The organism is Mesorhizobium sp. M2A.F.Ca.ET.046.03.2.1 (genome assembly GCF_003952425.1).
GTDB lineage: Bacteria > Pseudomonadota > Alphaproteobacteria > Rhizobiales > Rhizobiaceae > Mesorhizobium.
Window position 1 is genome coordinate 5849151 of the sequence record NZ_CP034449.1, and the last position, 18561, is coordinate 5867711.

Genomic DNA, 18561 nt, shown 5'->3' on the forward strand with positions numbered 1-18561 from the left:
TTTCCGAAAATCGATGCCGATTTCGGGGTCATGCGCGGAGCGCGTCAAGTTCGCGCTCGCCGTAGACATCAGGCGCTCTTGGCCGCGACCAGCGCGTCGATCTTGGCGCACAGGTTCTTCATGACGAAATAGTCGTCGGTCGAGGCCTTGCCGTCATTGACCTCCTGCGTCCACTTTTCCAGCGGCACCTTGATGCCGAATTCCTTGTCGATGGCGAAGACGATGTCGAGGAAATCGAGGCTGTCGATGCCGAGGTCGTCGATGGTGTGGCTCTCGGGCGTGATGGTGTCGATATCGATCTCGCTGGTATCGGCAATGATCTTGGCGACTTTCTCGAATGTGGTGGACAAGGGCTCTTCCTTCGGGTTGCGGGCGGAATCTGTCCGCATCTTGCTTTGCGCGCTGTCTAATCGGTTTTTCCCGGCAGGAAAAGGCCTGATGCGCCGGGAGCAGATGGGACGCCGGCTTTGGGAACGCAAGAAGGGCCGCCGTTCGAACCGGCGGTCCTTCCCATCTTACGCTGCGTCAGCTGAGCGACATGCATCAGTCGCGGAGCTTGACCAGATCGTTGAGCAGCCCGCCCGTCCCGTTGTGGACGGTGAGCCGCTCGACCTTGCCGGCGATGGCCTCCAGAGCCTCGAGCTCCTTCAGCCGCAGCATCACCGGGTTCTCGGCCATCACCTTGGCCGTGTTGAGCAGCGAACCCGTGGCGTTCGTCTCCTCGCGGCGGCGGATGACGTTGGCCTCAGCCTGCTTCTCGGCCGAAACCACCTGGTTGAGGATCTCGCGCATGTCGCCCGGCAGGATCACATCCTTGAGAGCGATGTCGCTGACCTCGACGCCGATCGCGGCCATGTCTTCGCGCACCTTGGCCGCCGCGTCCTCGTCGACCGTGACCTTCTTGTCGAGGATCTGGTCGAGCGTGAGCGCGCCAAGCGTCTTGCGGAAGGCGTACTGCAGGGCGCGGTAGAGGGCTTCCGAGAAGTCCTTCACCGTGCTCACCGCCTGGACCGGGTCGACGACCCGGTACTCGGCGGCGATGTTGACGCGGATCGTCACGCGATCCCTGGTCAGCACTTCCTGCCCGGCGACATCGAGCGACTGGCGCTTGATGTCGACGACCTTCAGCTGGACCATGCGGCCGACATTCCAGAAGGCATGCACGCCCGCTTCAAGCGTGCGAACGAGCACGCCATCCACGAAGAGCAGCCCGACCTGGCCGTCCACGACCGGATGCAGGAACATGTGTTCCGTCTTCCGGGCCTGGCCGAGCCGGCGCATCAGCGCCGGATCGATGGCGAGATCGGCCGCCGTGTCGACGGTCGTAACCTTCCACGGACCGGCATCCGCCCACAGCACCAGCTTGCGGTCCGGCGACAGCACAGAATGCAGCGCGCCGTCGCGCTCGACCACGGCGACCTCCATGCGTCCGGTGCGGACGACGGTGAAGTGACGCGCGGCCACGTCCGGGAGCTTGTCGAACAATGCCTTCTCGTAAGCCGAAACGAATTCCGGGTTCTTCAGGTCGTGCCTGGAGATTTCCAGGTTGCCGCGCCGGTTGGCGAGCCAATGTTCGCCCGGCATCAGGACCGCCTGGATCTCGCCCTTGTAGAGGGCGACGGCACGTTCATTTTCCTTCACGAGGACGCGCTGGCGTCCAAGAGCCTTTTCGAGAATGGTCTTCATTGTCTTACTCCTGTCGGGCATGGCCCCATCCGAGGCGTCACGTCATGCGTCGATCATCCTTTTCGTTTTTCGTTTCACGTCGTCGTACTTCATGTTCCTGGGCACGAATGATCCGGAGACCGGTGGCATCCGCGCGAAGCGGGCCTTCGGGAGCGGATCGCGGGGCGGCGAAGCGGGCGCCGGAAGCCCGAGCTTCCCTTGCCGGCCGCGCCGCGCCTTGACCGTCATCGCGGGCCTGGCCGCGCGCCGATGGCGCAGGACGTCGCCGCCCGGCGAGGCCGAAACCTTGCCGTCCGTGAAGTCCTCGCATTCCGGTCCCCGGACCGTTTTGGATAACACCACCTGAAGGTGTCGGCTTATCAGGCCGTTGGAGAAGGAATCGAACCTTCGACAGTCAGATTAACAATCTGATGCTCTAACCAAACTGAGCTATCCGTGGTGCTGATGAAGGGACTCGAACCCTCGACCTCCGGACCCAAATCCGGCGCTCTAACCTCTGAGCTACATCGGCGATCCCAACACCCGAAACGGCGCCGTACACAGCGCGGCAAAGCCGCCTGCGCGGGCGGAGACGAAAGCTCCAACCGTTGTGCTCGCTTCGGTTTTCGTGACCGGGAGCGCGCCTATAGACCCTGCGACGGGTTGTCGCAAGCGGCATTGTGGCGGCAAATTTGCGGCTTCTTCCGGGAGTTGTATTTCAGCAACACCGGCCGGCGCGATGCCTTAGAAAGTCACGCGCCCCAGCACCTTGAGGCCGTCGCCGTCCGGCGCCACCACCACGGCCTCGCCTTCGCGCGGCGCCACGCCGGTGAGCGCTTCGATGTTTTCGAGATGCGTGACCAGCACCAGATTGTCGGAGCCGGAATAGCCGCGGATCTCCTTCATCACCGCTTCCATTTGCGCGGCCTTCTCGGCCGGGTCGGTCTTGAGCAGGTCGAGCGGCGCGAAGGGCTGCGGCTCGGATTCGAAAGCGATGCGGGCGGTGTCGAGGCAGCGGCAGTAGCGGCTGGAGAGCACGTGATCGATGGGTGCTGCGCGCGCCGCGAACAGCGCGCCGATGCGGCTTGCCTGCTGCTTGCCGCGCTCGGACAGATTGAGCTGCGTGGCGCAATTGCCGATGTCGAAATTCGCCGGGTCGGTCGCTCCGGTGACGAAGGCATGGCGAAGCAGCACGACATGGCCGCCGTCGCGCAGCAGCGCCCAGCCGGCATCGGTCGCGTGGGCAAGAGTGGGAGCGGCAAGGAGGAAAAGCGCCAGAACAAGTCGCAGCATCGGAAGTCCTTTGGCGGCCCGGGCGGGCCGAGGCCGTGATCGGCATATAGGGATCGCAAAGCCGTCCGGAAAACAAGCAGAGGCGCCGGAGATAGGCGTGCGGCGCCAATTGCACAGCGGCCGGGGCTCGCCTATCACGGGAAAAATGTCTCCGCCCGCAAAATGACTCCGCTCACTGAAACCGTCCTCTTCGTCTTCAGCCTCGTGGCGCTCGGCTATCTGGCCGGGCTGACCGGTTATCTGAAGCCGGCGAGCGGGGAGGGCATTTCCGAATTCGCCGTCAATGTGGCGATGCCGCTGCTTCTGTTCCAAACCATGGTCAAGTCGGATTTCCACGGTGTGGCGCCATGGTCGCTGTGGGGCGCCTATTTCGCTGCCGTCGCCATCACCTGGGCCGCAGGCCATCTGGTCACGACGCGGCTGTTCGGTCGGGACGCACGCGCGGGGATCGTCGGCGGCGTGTCCTCGGCCTATTCCAATGTCGTGCTGCTCGGCGCCCCCTTCATCCTCGGCATATTCGGCGCCAGCGGCTTCGAGGTCCTGTCGCTGCTGGTTTCGGTCCACCTGCCGATCATGATGATGACGTCGATCGTGCTGTTCGAGATGTTCGGGCGCGGCAGCGGCGAGACGGTCCACCCGCTGCGTGTCGTCAAAAGCTTCCTCAGGCGCCTGTTCATCAATCCGCTGATCATCGGCATCCTGGCCGGGCTCGCCTGGCGCCTTACCGGCGCGCCGCTGCCCGACCTTGTCGAGCGGCTGGTCGATACGCTCGCCGACACGGCCGGCCCGGTGGCGCTGTTCGCCATGGGGCTCAGCCTGCGCCGCTTCGGCATCTCCGGCAATATCAGGCCGGCGCTGGCGCTGTCGGTGCTGAAGCTGTTCCTGATGCCGGCGCTGGTGCTGGCCTTCGTGTGGCTACTCGGCCTGCCGCCGCTGACCTCCAAGGTCGCGGTCGTCGTTGCGGCGCTGCCGTCGGGCATCAATTCCTACCTGATCGCCGTCCAGTTCAACACCGGCCAGGCGCTGGCCTCGAACCAGATGACGCTTGCCACGGCAAGCGCGGTGCTAACCACGTCGTTCTGGCTGACGGTGGTCGTGCACATCTTCGGATAAGCGTCAGCAAGCGTATGCGCGGCTCGCCTTTGCTGGCCCAACCCCTATATGCCATCTTGTGATTGCTTGCCTGCCTTTCCCTAGGTAAGAGCAATGCGCCGGCGTGCGGCTCTTGAAGCACGCTTCAACGGATATCCAGAAAAACGGCCGATCAGCGCGCCGAACGGAGGCCAGACCATGCTTCAGAAAACCAGCCATTTCATGCGCCAGGCCAATCTCATCAATGGTGAATGGGTGCAGGCCGACAGCGGCCAGACCATCGACGTCAACAATCCGGCGACGGGCCTGAAGATCGGCACCGTGCCAAAGGCCGGCAAGGCTGAAACCCGCCGCGCCATCGAGGCGGCCGAGGAAGCGTTCAAGAGCTGGCGCAAGACCACCGCGCTCGAGCGCTCGAAGCTGTTACGCAAGCTGCATGACGCGATGATGGACAATCAGGACGTGCTGGCCGAGCTGCTGACCATCGAGCAGGGCAAGTCGCTCGCCGAATCCAAGGGCGAGATCGGCTCGTCCGCGGCCTACATCCTGTGGTTCGCCGAGGAAGGCCGCCGCGTCTATGGCGACATCGTGCCGTCGCCATGGGGCGACCGCCGCATCCTTGTGACCAAGGAGCCGGTCGGCGTCATCGCCGCCATCACGCCATGGAATTTTCCGTCCTCGATGCTCGCCCGCAAGATCGGTCCGGCCTTGGCCGCCGGCTGCACCGCTGTGGTGAAGCCCGCCTCGCAGACGCCTTATTCCGGCCTCGCCTGGGGCGCGCTGGTCGAGGAAGTCGGTTTCCCGAAGGGCGTCGTCAACGTCGTGACCGGCTCAGCCGGCGAGATCGGCGACGAACTCTGCACCAATCCGCTGGTCAAGAAGATCACCTTCACCGGCTCGACCGAGATCGGCAAGCTGCTGATCCAGAAGTCCGCCTCGACGGTCAAGAAAGTGTCGATGGAGCTCGGCGGCAACGCGCCGTTCCTGGTCTTCGACGACGCTGATGTCGACCGCGCGGTGGCCGGCGCCGTCACCGCGAAATACCGCAATTCCGGCCAGACCTGCGTGTGCACCAACCGCTTCCTCGTCCAGGCAGGCATCTATGACCAGTTCGTCGAGAAGCTCGCCGCCGCCAGCAACAACCTCAAGGTCGGCTCGGGCCTGGAGGAAGGCGTGCAGCAGGGACCGCTGATCGACGAGAAGGCGGTCGAGAAAGTCGAGGAATTCATCGCTGATGCCACGTCCAAGGGCGGCCAGGTCGTCGCCGGCGGCAAGCGCCATGCGCTTGGCGGCTCGTTCTTCCAGCCGACGGTGATCTCCGGCGCCACGCCGAACATGCGATTCATGAAGGAAGAGATTTTTGGGCCGATCGCGCCCGTGTTCAAGTTCGAGACCGAGGAAGAGGCGGTGGCCTTGGCCAACGACACCGAGTTCGGCCTCGCCGCTTATTTCTACACCGGCAATCTCGGCCGAGCCTTCCGGGTCATGGAAGGTCTGAAATATGGCATGGTCGGTGTCAATGAAGGCCTGATCACCACGCCCGAGGCGCCGTTCGGCGGCGTCAAGGAATCGGGTCTCGGCCGCGAAGGCGGGCATCAGGGCATCGAGGACTATCTCGACACCAAATATGCCTGCTTCGGTGGCCTGGGGCTCTGATATCGACCGGCCGTACTGGATAGGTTTTGAAGAGCCGTCCGTCGTTTCACTGAAACGATGGGCGGCTCTATCTGTTTGGTTCAGCGAAATCCCGGTCGAAAAACAGTCAGACATCTGGAATTGCCTGAGCCTGCCCTTGCCGGATCATCCATAGCCGGCCTAAATCCATTGATCGACAACTTACATTTTCGGGCATGGCGATGAAGGACGGCGAGGTCTTCGGCACGACGCAGGCGGGCGAGGCCGTACGCCGGTTCACGATCCGGGGCGGCGGCTTGACCGCCAACATCATCGGACTGGGCGCGATCGTCCAGGATCTTCGACTGAACGGCCACGACGCGCCGCTGGTGCTGGGCTACGACCGCTTCGAACCCTACGAGACCGACCGCGCCTTTTTCGGGGCGGTCGTCGGCCGCTTCGCCAACCGCATTGGCGGCGGCCGTTTCACCATTGCCGGCCAGCGCTACCAGACCGAGCAGAATTTTCTCGGCAAGCACACGCTGCATGGCGGCTCGGAAGGCTTTTTCCACCGGCCATGGACCGTCTCGCTGCACGGCCGCGATTTCGTGACGCTGACACTGCACGATCCGGACGGCGCGATGGGTTTTCCCGGCGCGCTCGACGTCACCTGCACCTACCGGCTGAAGATTCCCGGCACGCTCAGCATGGAACTGACCGCGACTTGCGAGCAGCCGACGCTCTGCAATCTGGCGCAGCACTCCTATTTCAACCTCGACGATGGCGGCGTCGGCGACATCCTCGACCATCGGCTGATGCTCAACGCCAGCGCCTACACGCCCGTCGATGACGAGATGATCCCGACCGGTGTCGTGAAGCCGGTCGACGGCACGCCTTTCGATTTCCGGCAGGCGCGGGCGCTGCGCATGGAAATGGAGGGCGAGCAGCTTCAATACGACCTGAATTACTGCCTCGCCTCCAGCCGCGGGCCGCTGCACCAGGCTGCCTGGGTGCAAGGCGCCAATTCCGGCGTCGAGATGGAAGTCTGGACCACCGAGCCTGGACTGCAGCTCTATAGCGGCCAGTTCGTCGCGCCGGCATCGCCGGGGCTCGACGGCCGCCACTACAAGGCGTTTTCAGGCCTCTGCCTCGAAGCGCAGACCTGGCCGGACGCGCCGAACCGGCCCTATTTCCCGCAGGCGACGCTGTGGCCAGGGCAGATCTATCATCAGGTGACGGAATACCGCTTCCGTTTGCCTTAAGGTTTTTCGGTATTGAAGTAATGTGCGCTAAAGCTTCGACGGCGCTTAACTGTCGAATGCTGCCCTCAACGTCGCGAATGGAGCAAGCGCGCCGCGAACCTGCACGACCGCGGCCGCCACTTTATGCGCGCGGCGCACCGCGTCGGCAGGCGCGTGGCCGGCAAGCCGCGCGGCGAGATAGCCGCCGTTGAAAGAATCGCCGGCCCCCGTGGTGTCGACTGGGGCGGCCACATGCGCCGCATCCACGGTTTGCGAAGCTTCGTTCAGCGCGATCAAGGCCGGCTGCTCGCCATTCTTGACCACGACCTCGCCAGTCAGCTTGCCGAGGCGTTCCGCCGTCGCCTGCGGTGTCGGATCCCCGAACAGCATCTGCTCGTCCGGAAAGGTCGGCAGCGCGATGTCGGCCACGGCAAGCGCTTCCAGGATCGCGGCCTGGGCTGCCTCGCGGCTCGGCCACAGACGCGGCCGGTAATTCGGGTCGAAGGCGACGAGCGAGCCGGCGGCCCCGGCCGCAACTATGGCGGTCAGCAAAGTTGTCCGCGCGGCCTCGTCCAGAATTGCCAGGGTGATTCCAGAAAAATAGACAAGCGCCTGGTTTTCAAGGCTTTTCGCGAGCGCCACCGGATCGGAGGCGAGCTGACGCGCTGCCGCGTCGCTTCGCCAGTAGGTAAAGGCGCGCTCGGCTCCGGTGAGCGTGATGGCGTAAAGGCCGGGGCGCGCGCCGGCAATGACCGGACTGTTGCCTATGCCGATGCCGCTCTGGCCGAAGAAGGCGATCTGGTCGCGCGAGAAGGGATCGTCGCCGAAGGCCGAGACATAAGTCGCGGGGTGCTCCGGGCTCAGCGCGTGCAATGCCCACAGCGTGTTGAAGGTGTCGCCGGCAAAGCCCATGCGCCAGCTGTCGCCGGTCTGTCCCGACAATTCGATCATGCATTCGCCGATCGACGCAATACCCTTGGCGGCCATGTGGGTTCTATCCTTCTTAAAGTCTTGTTGCTGTAGCTTTTTGCGGCCGGCAGCGCCATGCTTGGCTGCCGGCGAATTTTGCGCCAGAAACGATTTCCCACAGGCAGGGCGGGACGCGGCGAGCGGCCCTCGACGTTAGCAGCCGAAGAGGAACGGGCTTGGCATCGATATGGCGTTACATCCTTGCGGGGCTCGGCCTGGCCGCGTTGCTGGTCGGCATCGTGGCCGTCGTCTATCAGACGCTGCCGCATTCGGCGTCCGGTCCGGACCTGTCGCGCTCCAAGAAGACGGCGAACGGGCTGTTCGTCGCGAGCTTCGAGCCGGAGCGCGGCGTCATCCGGCAGGGCGAGCTGCAATCCTGGCTGCTGACGCTGAAGACCGCCGCCGGCGCGCCGGTGGAGGGGGCGGCCATCACCGTTTCCGGCGGGATGCCGCAGCACAATCACGGCCTGCCGACCAGTCCGCAGGCGACCGATTATCTTGGCGAGGGGCGCTACCGCATCGACGGCGTGAAATTCACGATGAGCGGCTGGTGGCAGGTGCACTTCGGTATCTCGGCGGCGGCGGGTTCCGATTCCGTCGTCTTCAACGTCGTGTTGTGAGCGGGCGATGAGGCGTCTGACAAGCGTTGCATGCCTGCTGGCTTTGGCCGCTCTCGCCTTGCTGGGTGGCTGCGGCGAGCCGCAATTCAGCGACGCCGAGAAGAACACCATCGCGTCTTTGGCGCTGAACACGCTGCCTTCGCTCAAGGCGGATACCACCAACCAGTATGCGGATGTGCCGGCGGCTGCCGCGCTCGGCTCGACGCTGTTCTTCGATGCCGGCATGAGCCGTGACGGCACGGTGTCGTGCTCGACCTGCCACAAGATCGACCGCCAGTTCCAGGACGACCTGCCGCAGGCGGTCGGCGTCGGCCATACCAACCGCCGCACCATGCCGCTGGCGGGCGTGGCGCACAATCCTTGGTACTTCTGGGACGGCAGGCGCGACAGCCTGTGGGCCCAGGCGCTGACGCCGCTTGAAAACCCGCTGGAGCAGGCCGGCAACCGGGCAGCCTTCGCGCATTACATCAAGAAGCGGTTCGGCGAGCGCTACGAGCGCATTTTTGGGCCGCTGCCGGACCTTTCCACCGTGCCGGCCAATGCCAGTCCGCTCGGCAGCGACGCCGAGAAGGCGGTGTGGAACGCGATGCCCGCCTCTCAGCAGGACGACGTCAACCGCGTCTATGCCAATATCGGCAAGGCGATCGCCGCCTTCGAGCGATCGATCGAGCCCGAGGAGACGCGCTTCGACCGTTTCGCCATCGATCTGGCGACCGGCGCCAAGCCGGAAGGGGACGCGGCTTTCTCGCCGGAAGAAATCCTCGGGCTGAAACTGTTCATCGGCAAGGCCAATTGCGTGACCTGCCACAATGGTCCGCGCCTCACCGACAATGCGTTCCACAACACCGGCGTGCCGCCGGTCGACGGCCTGCCGCCGGACCGCGGGCGCGTCGATGCCGTGGCACAGGTCGAGGCCGACCCGTTCAACTGCCTCGGCAAATTCCGCGACGGCGACGAGAGCGCCTGCCGCGAGCTGCGCTTCATGGTCAAGGACGGTCCGCAAATCACGCACGCCTACAAGACGCCGTCGCTCAGGGGCGCGGCGGATCGCCCGCCTTACATGCATGCCGGCCAGTTCTCGACACTCGATGAAGTGGTGGCGCATTATTCGAAGGCGCCGCCAGGCGTTGAAGGCGTATCGGAAGTGCATCCGCTCGACCTGTCCGATCGCGAGCGCGCGGCGCTGGTGGCGTTCCTCAAGACGCTTTCTGATTAGCGATCCTTGACCGTCTCCATCGCCACGAAGGTCGAGGTTTGGGCGACGTGGGGCAGGGCCGAGATGCGCTCGCCGAGCACGCGGCGATAGGCGGCGATGTCGGTGGTGCGGACCTTCAGCAGATAGTCGAAGCTCGAGGCCATCATGTGGCACTGCTCGATCTCGGGCACGCCCTGGACAGCTCGGTTGAAAGCGTCGAGCGCCGCCGAGCGCGTATCCGACAGCTTTACCTGGACGAAGGCGACATGGCCTTCGCCCATGCGTTCGCGATCGATGATGGCGCGGTAGCCTCTGATGTAGCCGTCCTTCTCCAATCGTTTCACGCGCGCCTGCACCGGCGTCTTCGACAGGCCGACCTTCAAAGCCAGTTCGGACATCGAAAGCCTGCCGTCGCGCCCGAGCGCCGTCAGGATGTTACGGTCGATGCGGTCCAATTGGTCTTCGGTCATCGAAATGGCAGCCGAAACGATGGGAATTCGGCTTCTATGATAGTTCAATTGGCCTGCCTAGTCGATTTCTTTGGACCGACTGGAATCCGAAGCTGTGCTAGCTTGCGCCATTCGGTCCGGCGACCGCCGGAACGTTCGCTCACGCTCGCTTTCATGGACCCGATATGCCGCTCGACGCCATCCGCCAGCAGATCCGCGCCAATTATTTGCCCGACGAAGACGAGGCGGTGAAGCGCCTGTCGGCGACGGCGGGGTTGTCGGCCGAGGAGCGCAAGGGGATCTCGGCGCGCGCGGCCGATCTGGTGCGCGCGGTGCGCGGCTCGACCGATCCCAGGCTGATGGAGGTGTTCCTCTCGGCGTACGGCCTGTCGACCAAGGAAGGCGTGGCGCTGATGTGCCTGGCCGAAGCGCTGCTGCGCGTGCCCGACACCGAGACGATGGACGATCTGATCGCCGACAAGATCGCGCCGCATGACTGGTCGGCGCATTCGGGCGGTTCCAGCTCGATCTTCGTCAACGCCTCGACCTGGGCGCTGATGCTCACCGGCCGCGTGCTCGACGAAGGCGAGGGCGGCATCGAAGGCACGCTGCGCGCCATGGTGCGCCGGCTGGGCGAGCCGGTGATCCGCAAGGCGGTCGCTGCGGCGATGCGCGAGATGGGCGAGCAGTTCGTGCTCGGCCGCACCATCGCCGAGGCCGTCAAGCGCGGCCGGCCGATGACGCAGAAGGGCTATCTCTATTCCTTCGACATGCTGGGCGAGGCGGCCCGCACCGAGGCCGACGCGCTGCGCTACCACCGCGCCTATGCGGATGCGATCTCGTCGCTCGATGCGGGGTCGAACGGCCCTGACATCCGCTACAACCACGGCATTTCGGTCAAGCTGTCGGCGCTGCACCCGCGCTACGAGGTGGCGCAGCGCGAGACCATGCTGCCGGTGATGGCCGAACGGCTTCTGTCGCTGGCGCTTGCCGCCCGGCACTCGCGCATGGGCCTCAACATCGATGCCGAGGAGGCCGACCGCCTCGACCTGTCGCTCGATGTCATCGAACGCGTGCTGGCCGAGCCGGAACTTGCCGGCTGGGACGGCTTCGGCGTCGTCGTCCAGGCCTACGGCCCGCGCGCGGCTTTCGCCATCGACTGGCTCTATGCGCTGGCGAAGAAATACGACCGCCGGATCATGGTGCGGCTGGTCAAGGGTGCCTATTGGGACACCGAGATCAAGCGGGCGCAGACGCTGGGTCTTACCGGCTATCCGGTCTTCACCCGCAAGGCCAACACCGACGTTTCGTATCTGGCCTGCGCGAAGAAGCTTTTGTCGATGACCGACCGCATCTATCCGCAGTTCGCCACCCATAACGCGCACACGGTCGCCGCCATCCTTTCGATGGCGAAGGACCGCGAGAGCTTCGAGTTCCAGCGCCTGCACGGCATGGGCGAGGCGCTGCACGAAACCGTGCGCCAAGCCGAAGGCACGCGCTGCCGCATCTATGCGCCGGTCGGCGCGCATTCGGACCTGCTTGCCTATCTGGTGCGGCGTTTGCTGGAAAACGGCGCCAACTCCTCCTTCGTCCACCAGTTGACCGACGAGGAAGTCGAGCCGGAGGAGATTGCGCGCGATCCGCTCACGGTTGTCGAGATGCAGGGCCCCGCCGCCAATCCGGCGATCGCGCGCCCCGCCGCGATCTTCGGCGCCGGGCGCCGCAACTCGAGAGGCTTCGACATCACCGATCCGGTGACGCTGGCAGCCATCGACAAGGCGAGGGCGGAATTTGCCGGAGCGGACCGCTGGCATGCCAAGCCGATCACGCGCGCCGCCGGCTACGGCAAGCAGCGCCAGATCGTCAATCCGGCCAAGCCGGACGAGGTGGTCGGCACGGTGCATGAAGCTGCGGCCAAGCAGGTGGCGACCGCCGTGCGCATCGCCGTCGACGCGCAGCCCACCTGGGGGAAGCGCCCGGTTGCCGAGCGCGCGGCGATCCTCAATCGCGCCGCCGACCTCTACGAGGCCAACGCCGCCGAGTTCTTCGCTCTCGCCACCCGCGAAGCCGGCAAGTCGCTGGCCGACGGTGTCGCCGAGGTGCGGGAAGCGGTCGACTTCCTGCGCTATTACGCGGCCGAGGCGGTGAATGCCGAGGCAGGCACCGAAGCGCGCGGCGCGATCGTCTGCATCTCGCCGTGGAATTTCCCGCTGGCGATCTTCACCGGCCAGATCGCGGCGGCTTTGGTCACCGGCAATTCGGTCATCGCCAAGCCGGCGGAGCAGACGCCGCTCATTGCCTTCCGCGCCGTCGAGATGCTGCGCGAGGCCGGCGTGCCGGAGGATGTCATCCAGCTTCTGCCGGGCGACGGCCCCACGGTCGGCGCGCCGCTGACCGCCGATCCGCGCATCGCCGGCGTCTGCTTCACCGGCTCGACCGAGGTCGCCAAGCTGATCGAGAAGCAACTGGCCGAGACCGCGGCGCCCGATGCCATGCTGATCGCCGAGACCGGCGGCTTGAATGCGATGATCGTCGATTCCACCGCGCTGCCGGAGCAGGCGGTGCGCGACATCCTCGCGTCGGCCTTCCAGAGCGCCGGCCAGCGCTGCTCGGCGCTGCGCGTGCTCTACGTCCAGAAGGACGTCGAGAAAAAGATGCTGGAGATGCTGAAGGGCGCGATGGAAGCGCTCAACGTCGGCAATCCCTGGGCCATCTCGACCGATGTCGGCCCGGTCATCGACGACGAGGCGCAGGCTTCGATCAGCGACTATTGCAAGAAGAAGGGGCTGGAAGGCCGGCTGATCGCCAGGATCGAAGCTCCGGCCACCGGCCGCTTCGTCGCCCCGCATGTCTTCCGCGTCAAGGGCATCGAGGAGATGGAGCGCGAGGTGTTCGGCCCGGTGCTGCACGTCGCGACTTTCGACGCCGACGAGATCGACCAGGTCATCGCCGCCATCAACCGCAAGGGCTATGGCCTCACCTTCGGCCTGCATACGCGCATCGAGGGCCGGGTCCAGCATTTCGTCGACGGCATCCATGCCGGCAACATCTATGTCAACCGCAACCAGATCGGCGCCGTGGTCGGCTCGCAGCCCTTCGGCGGCGAGGGGCTTTCGGGCACCGGCCCGAAGGCCGGCGGACCGCATTACCTGCGCCGCTTCCGCAAGGGGCCTGAGGCCGGAACCGAGGTTGCCGATGGTCACAAGGTGACCGCGACCGAGCTTGCCGACAATCTGCCCGATCCGACGCTGGGCGGCTGGTCGACGCGGCCGGACCGCGTCGCGATCCTGAGGAAGCATCTGCGCGGCAAGGGCGCGGCGGCGATCGCCGCGGCCGCCAGCCTCGATTTCGGCCAGGTCGACCTGCCTGGACCGACCGGCGAAGCCAACACGCTGTCGCTGGCGCCGCGCGGCCGGGTGCTTTGCCTCGGCCCGGACACCGAGACGCTGCTTGCCCAGACGATCCAGGCGCTCGCCGCCGGCAACGCGGTGCTTGCCGTGGCGCCGGGCGCGCCGGCAGCACTCTCGGCACTGACCGGCAAGGGCCTGCCGCTGGCAGCCATCGACGGCCGGCCGGACCCGGTCGAGGCGCGCTCACTGCGCGTCGATGTCGTCGCCTTCTCCGGCACGCCGGAAGCGGCGCGCATCGTGCGCAAGGTGATCGCCGACCGCGCCGGGCCGATCGTGCCGCTGGTCAGCGAAGTGCTCAACCCGGCCGCCTACGCGCATGAGCGCGCGGTCTGCGTCGACACGACAGCGGCAGGTGGGAACGCCAGCCTGCTTGCCGCCGCATAGTCGGTTCGAGACGAGTTAGGCGCAGGTGCGTTCAAGCGCCTTCGACGACCGAAAAGCCTTCGAATTGCGGGTGGCCGAGATAGTGCACCTTCGAGCCGCCGGCGTTGCGATGGGCGGCGCGGAAGTTTTCCGACTTCGTCCAGGCGACGAAATCCTCCTGGCTTGCCCAGACCGTGTGCGAGGCAAACAGCGTATAGCCCTCGCTCTCGTTGACCGGCCCGCGAAGCAGGTGGAATTCCCTGAAACCCTTCATTTCGGAGAGGCTGGAATCGCGGTTCTTCCAGACGTCCTCGAAGGCTTCCTCAGAGCCGTTCTGGACCTTGAAGCGGTTCATGGCGATGTACATTGGTTTCCTTTCGAATTGCATGAATTGTGGCGTTCAGGATGGCTTCAACCGGGTCTCAAAAGGGACCGATCCGCGCTTTGAACACCCAACTTGATCTTCCCGTCTCGGGTGGAATGGGAGGGAACGGTGCCTGCTTGCGCACCAGCGTCAAAGCGAATTGATCGAGCTCGGCGGAGCCGGAACTTTCGGCGAGCTGCAGGTCGCTGATGCTGCCGTCGGCCATGACGACAAACACCACCCTGGCGTTGTTGCGGGCCTTTGCCTGGACCGATTTTGAAACGCGGCGGTTGGCGCGGGCGAGCCTCTTTTGAATTTCGCCGCTGTAGCGGGATTCCAGGGCATTGCCGGCGGCGGCCTTCATCTTACCCTTGCTGGCGATGGTCGGCGCATCGCGTGCGTCGCCATCCGCTGTTTCCGTGCCGCGCGTCTCAACGGGTTGGCCTGATCCTGCCGGTGCGCTCGACGTTGCGGCCGCGGCCGGTGGGTGCTCGGGTTCGGCAGGCGACGCATCGGGGCTTTGCGGCTCGATCGCGGGCGCCTGTTCGCCGGCCATGGGCACGCTCTGATCGTCTTGGCGCACTGTGGCGGCCGTCAGCATATCGGGCGTGGATGCAGGCTCCTGGGCGGCTTCAGCCGCAGGCTGAGGCGTTACAGGTTGGCTGGCCGGTTGCGGCGCTTCGGTCGGCGGAGTGGGCTGGACTGCTTGGCGCTTAACCGGCTGCAGGTCCGCCACCAAGGTTACATCCACCGCGCCGGACATCGCGTCATTGAGGGCGCTGCCCTGGGCGTCGGCGCCTGACTGGCTGCTGCCCTCGGCCTGAATCGCGTCCAGGGGGTCGAAGGTTCCGGCGGGCGCGATGAAAAACGCCGCCGCGGCGGCGGCATGGAGCAAGCCGGAGACGACAATCGCCACCGGCCATTTGCGGTCTTGCGCCGACTGACGTCGCTGCGCGAGCGACTCGGCCGGCGGGATCGCCGGTTCGCTGTCGGCGTCGGGGAGGGGGTCGATGTCCTGCATGGCTCGCGAGGAGACCTGCGGCAAGCGACGCGTCCTTGTCAAATCAAGATCGGTCAAATCAAGATCGGTTACCGCAAGCAGCGCCAGGCCTATGCCGGCCGGCGCTTGTGCAAAGGCGTTGCGTGCCGGTTCGAAGCCCACAGCTTGTCAGACTCCGAAAGCGATGGCGGTCCTGGTCGATGTCTTCAAGGCGCGCATGCAGGCCGCCGGCTCGACGCCGGTACCGGCGCATTCGGTCGCGCTGTTGATCAGCACGCGGCTGAGCTTACCGCAGTCGGCGCCGGCAAGGTCGAAGCGGGTGACCTTGGTCTTGCCGGCCGGCAGGTCCTTGAAATCGAGCACGGTGAGGCGGTCGACGACGCCCGCCTCGTTGAACAGCGCGATCTCGAAAGCCGCCTTGGACAGGTCGGCGCCGAGCGCGTTGTTGACGACGAAGGTCAGCCGGCAGCCTTTTTCCGAGGGCTGCGCGGCATTGAGCTCGAGGCTCAATGCCGGAGCTGCGGCCGGAGCCGGCGCGGACTGGGCCCACGCCGGCGCCATCGCAAGCGACATCGCGAACGTCGAGGTCAGCAGACGAAACGATGTCATCAAGCGTTTCATGTCTCGCTCAGCCTCCGAAGCGCATGGTTGCCGCGAGCTTCAGCGTGACGCCGGGTTCGTAGAGGACCGCGGTGGTGCTGCCGTTGAGCGGGTTGGTGTATTTGACGTCGAACAGATTGTCGGCGCGGAAGTCGAGCTTGAGATTGTCCGTCGCCTGGTAGCTGGCGAAGGCATTGACCAGTGTGAAGTCCTTAGCCACCGGATTGCCCTTGGGCTTGCCGTTATACTGCACTTCGCCGCCGACGGTCAGCTTGTCCTCGAGGAAGCGCAAGCCGAGCTGCGCCGTCACCTGCGAGGAGGGGATGGTGGCGAGGTCGGCGCGCTCGCCCTCATAGGAGATGGTGTGGCCGTTGATGATGGAGGCCGACAGGCCGGCATAGCCCCAGCCGGCGTCGTAGACGCTTTCCAGCTCGAAGCCGTTGATCTTGGCCTTGGCGAAGTTCTGGTACTGGAAGCAGATCGGAATGCCCGGGCCGAACGGGCAGCCGCTGGTCGGGTCGAAGGGCGAGAGCGTCACGCCGTCGATGTAGTCGTCGACATTGTTGTTGAAATAGGCGGCCTTGAGCCGCAGCGCGTCGCCGCCCTCGATGATGTCGTTCTGCTTGTAGTTGACGCCGAACTCGACGGTCTTGCCGGTCTCGGGCTTCAGGTTCGGGTTGGGCAGGAACGGGAAGCTGACGCCGGCCGGATGGTTGCCGCTGATCAACGTCTCGGTCAGTGAGGGTGAGCGGTAACCTTCCGCATAGGTGCCGTAGAACTGCAGGCCTGCCAGGCCGGCGCTTTCGAAGGGCGAGACGCCGACGGTGATGCGCGGCGAAACCCTGTCGCCGGAGGTCTCGTTCGTATCGTCCTTCAGGCTGTAGTTGTCGTAGCGCAGGCCGCCAATGACCTCGAGCCATTCCCAGGTCAGCTTGTCCTGGATGTAGGCGCCGGAGACGTTGCGCTTGCCCGACGGTGTATAAAAACTGTCGCCGCCGGCGCTGCCGCCGGTATCGACATCGTCGCCAACCCAGTCGCCGCCATAGGTCAGCTCATGCGCGACGCTCGCCGTCTCGAAGCGCGAGGTGTTCCAGATGTCGATGCCGGTCGTGCCGACATCGAAGGTCGACAGCGAGCCGGGCGGCAGCACCACGGGCAGGCCGGTGGTCGGATCGAAGCGGTTCTGCGCGGTGAGCGTCGTCAGGTCGAGAACTGTCTTGTTGTAGGAAGCGTTGATGTGGAGGTCGAGCCAGCTCTTGGCATCGTCGGTGATGTTGTAGCGGGCGGTAAAGGTGTTCGACTTGAGGTCGACGTCGTTGGCGGGCACGCCGCCGCTGGTCTCGGTCCAGCCGTCCTTGGAGCCGACCCAGCCAAGCTTCAAGTCGCTGTTTTCGGTCGGGCGTATGGTGGTCTTGAGCAGGCCGCTCAGCGCGTCGAAACCGGTGCCGGCAACGGTGTCGCCGCCGCCGTTCTTGTAGTCGCCATAGTCGCGATAGACGATGTTGCCGAGAACGTCCCAGTTGTCGTTGATCTTGTAGGCGCCGGTGGCGCTGGTGGTCCAGCCCTTGCCGTTGCTCTCATAGCGCCCGGTCAGCGAGCCGGCCCAGGTCTCTTCCGGCTTGAGGAAATCGGTGGCGTCCTTGGTGTCGAAGAAGACGACGCCGCCGATGGCGCCGGAGCCGTAGGTGTTGGCGACCGGGCCACGGATGACGTCGACCGACTTGATGAGCTCAGGATCGACATAGAAGGTCGACTGCGTGCCGTGGTCGGAGCGCTGGAAATCCTGCCTTGCGCCATCGACGATGACCGCGACGCGGCCGAAATCCTGCAGGCCGCGGATGTTGATGCTGGAGGAGACGCGGCGCGCGTCGGCCTGCACGGCGACGCCGGGCACGCCGAGCAGCATTTCGTTCGGCGTCGTCGCCATGCGGCGGTCGAGCTGTTCCTGGTCGACATGGCTGGCCGAGGCCAGCGACTGAATTGCCGTCTCGCTGGTGCGGCTGATGACGAGGATCTTGTCGAGCAAGGTTCCTTCGGCGGCGGCCTTCTCGTCAGCCTTCTTTTTCTGATCGGCCTGCTGGCTGGTCGCCGGCTGCGTGGCCTGTTGCGCTTTTGCCGCCGATACGCTGAGCGCGATCGCCGCCGCTCCGGCCATCAAGATGGCAATGCCGCTCGCCATCGATCGGAAGCTCGGACCCACGTTCTCGCCCGCCAGGCCCGTTCGTCCCCAAGTCACCAACCCCATGCCCCAACTCCAGATTTTCAGGCTCGTAGCTGGCTGGCCAATGGCTCGCTCGCATTTTTGATCACGTCCGGCGTCTTAAATGTTGACTCATTTAGTCCGGTAATGCACTGACTAGTAAACATGATTATTCGAGTCAAGAATTGAATCGGCATTTTATGAGGCTGCGGCCACGGTGGCCGTCAGAGGAAAGGGACCTACCCGATGAACACGCACAATCCCAACGATTTCCGCTATCGCGTCCGCCGCCCGGAAGAGACGCAGATGCGTTACGAACGCGTGCCGCTGGCGGTGAGGACGCTCTCCAGCAACACGCTGTTCCAGGGCGAGCATGAGATCGGCATCGAGCATCACGGCGCGCTCTACCGCCTGAAGATCACCCGCCAGGGCAAGCTGATCCTCAACAAGTGACCGCCGTCGGCGGGCGATAGACGCACATCAGGC

General features: G+C 65.1%; 17 protein-coding genes and 2 tRNA genes. 8 read left to right on the plus strand and 11 right to left on the minus strand.

The window, feature by feature from the left end; all coding sequences use genetic code 11:
* Positions 1–68: 68 nt before the first annotated feature.
* Together EJ072_RS27825 and EJ072_RS27830 are read right to left on the minus strand one after the other, a co-directional pair.
* The gene (locus EJ072_RS27825; protein WP_042644943.1) at positions 69–350 is read right to left on the minus strand and encodes an acyl carrier protein; all 282 of its coding nucleotides are present in this window, start codon (positions 348–350) and stop codon (positions 69–71) included.
* A 193-nt stretch (positions 351–543) separates the two neighbouring features.
* Positions 544–1686, minus strand: coding sequence for a slipin family protein (locus EJ072_RS27830; protein ID WP_126082213.1), 1143 nt, complete (start codon positions 1684–1686; stop codon positions 544–546).
* Here EJ072_RS27830 and EJ072_RS27835 point away from each other — a divergent pair.
* Positions 1676–2032, plus strand: coding sequence for a hypothetical protein (locus EJ072_RS27835; protein ID WP_126082214.1), 357 nt, complete (start codon positions 1676–1678; stop codon positions 2030–2032). The genes EJ072_RS27830 and EJ072_RS27835 overlap by 11 nt on opposite strands.
* 21 nt (positions 2033–2053) lie before the next feature.
* Here EJ072_RS27835 and EJ072_RS27840 read toward each other — a convergent pair.
* The 3 genes from EJ072_RS27840 to EJ072_RS27850 all read right to left on the minus strand — a co-directional run bounded on the left by EJ072_RS27840 (position 2054) and on the right by EJ072_RS27850 (position 2958).
* Positions 2054–2121 (minus strand) — tRNA-Asn (locus tag EJ072_RS27840).
* Between the two features lies 1 nt (position 2122).
* Positions 2123–2197, minus strand: a tRNA-OTHER gene (locus EJ072_RS27845).
* Between the two features lie 212 nt (positions 2198–2409).
* Complete coding sequence (locus tag EJ072_RS27850) at positions 2410–2958, minus strand: histidine phosphatase family protein (RefSeq protein ID WP_126082215.1); 549 nt, start codon at positions 2956–2958, stop codon at positions 2410–2412.
* Between the two features lie 162 nt (positions 2959–3120).
* Here EJ072_RS27850 and EJ072_RS27855 point away from each other — a divergent pair, with 162 nt between their 5' ends.
* The 3 genes from EJ072_RS27855 to EJ072_RS27865 all read left to right on the plus strand — a co-directional run bounded on the left by EJ072_RS27855 (position 3121) and on the right by EJ072_RS27865 (position 6926).
* Complete coding sequence (locus EJ072_RS27855; RefSeq protein ID WP_126082216.1) at positions 3121–4071, plus strand: AEC family transporter; 951 nt, start codon at positions 3121–3123, stop codon at positions 4069–4071.
* Between the two features lie 177 nt (positions 4072–4248).
* Positions 4249–5706 carry an NAD-dependent succinate-semialdehyde dehydrogenase gene (locus tag EJ072_RS27860; RefSeq protein WP_126082217.1) on the plus strand — a complete coding sequence of 486 codons (1458 nt, stop codon included), beginning with the start codon at positions 4249–4251 and terminating at the stop codon, positions 5704–5706.
* A 194-nt stretch (positions 5707–5900) separates the two neighbouring features.
* Positions 5901–6926 (plus strand): aldose epimerase family protein, encoded by a 1026-nt coding sequence (locus tag EJ072_RS27865; RefSeq protein WP_126082218.1) that lies wholly within the window; start codon positions 5901–5903, stop codon positions 6924–6926.
* 45 nt (positions 6927–6971) lie between these two features.
* On the opposite strand, the gene EJ072_RS27870 is transcribed toward EJ072_RS27865, so the two are convergent.
* Positions 6972–7892 (minus strand): sugar kinase, encoded by a 921-nt coding sequence (locus EJ072_RS27870; protein WP_126082219.1) that lies wholly within the window; start codon positions 7890–7892, stop codon positions 6972–6974.
* Between the two features lie 158 nt (positions 7893–8050).
* Here EJ072_RS27870 and EJ072_RS27875 point away from each other — a divergent pair, with 158 nt between their 5' ends.
* Together EJ072_RS27875 and EJ072_RS27880 are read left to right on the plus strand one after the other, a co-directional pair.
* Complete coding sequence (locus EJ072_RS27875; protein WP_126082220.1) at positions 8051–8494, plus strand: FixH family protein; 444 nt, start codon at positions 8051–8053, stop codon at positions 8492–8494.
* Positions 8495–8501: 7 nt separating this feature from the next.
* Complete coding sequence (locus tag EJ072_RS27880; protein WP_126082221.1) at positions 8502–9710, plus strand: cytochrome c peroxidase; 1209 nt, start codon at positions 8502–8504, stop codon at positions 9708–9710.
* Here EJ072_RS27880 and EJ072_RS27885 read toward each other — a convergent pair.
* Positions 9707–10159, minus strand: a complete 453-nt coding sequence (locus EJ072_RS27885) for an Lrp/AsnC ligand binding domain-containing protein (protein ID WP_126082222.1) — start codon at positions 10157–10159, stop codon at positions 9707–9709. The two genes, EJ072_RS27880 and EJ072_RS27885, sit on opposite strands and share 4 nt — an antisense overlap.
* 164 nt (positions 10160–10323) lie before the next feature.
* On the opposite strand from EJ072_RS27885, the gene putA reads away from it, so the two are divergent.
* Complete coding sequence (gene putA, locus EJ072_RS27890; protein ID WP_126082223.1) at positions 10324–13932, plus strand: bifunctional proline dehydrogenase/L-glutamate gamma-semialdehyde dehydrogenase PutA; 3609 nt, start codon at positions 10324–10326, stop codon at positions 13930–13932.
* A 31-nt stretch (positions 13933–13963) separates the two neighbouring features.
* Here putA and EJ072_RS27895 read toward each other — a convergent pair whose 3' ends face one another.
* The 4 genes from EJ072_RS27895 to EJ072_RS27910 are packed head-to-tail and all read right to left on the minus strand — an operon-like array spanning position 13964 to position 18120.
* Positions 13964–14278 (minus strand): antibiotic biosynthesis monooxygenase, encoded by a 315-nt coding sequence (locus EJ072_RS27895; protein ID WP_126082224.1) that lies wholly within the window; start codon positions 14276–14278, stop codon positions 13964–13966.
* A gap of 55 nt (positions 14279–14333) precedes the next feature.
* Positions 14334–15437 (minus strand): energy transducer TonB, encoded by a 1104-nt coding sequence (locus EJ072_RS27900; RefSeq protein ID WP_245467007.1) that lies wholly within the window; start codon positions 15435–15437, stop codon positions 14334–14336.
* A 6-nt stretch (positions 15438–15443) separates the two neighbouring features.
* Complete coding sequence (locus tag EJ072_RS27905; RefSeq protein ID WP_245467008.1) at positions 15444–15884, minus strand: hypothetical protein; 441 nt, start codon at positions 15882–15884, stop codon at positions 15444–15446.
* A 19-nt stretch (positions 15885–15903) separates the two neighbouring features.
* Complete coding sequence (locus EJ072_RS27910; RefSeq protein WP_126082226.1) at positions 15904–18120, minus strand: TonB-dependent hemoglobin/transferrin/lactoferrin family receptor; 2217 nt, start codon at positions 18118–18120, stop codon at positions 15904–15906.
* A 201-nt stretch (positions 18121–18321) separates the two neighbouring features.
* Here EJ072_RS27910 and hemP point away from each other — a divergent pair, with 201 nt between their 5' ends.
* A complete protein-coding gene (gene hemP / locus EJ072_RS27915; protein ID WP_042644917.1) occupies positions 18322–18528 on the plus strand; it encodes a hemin uptake protein HemP in 207 nt (68 codons plus the stop codon).
* Positions 18529–18561 lie beyond the last annotated feature (33 nt).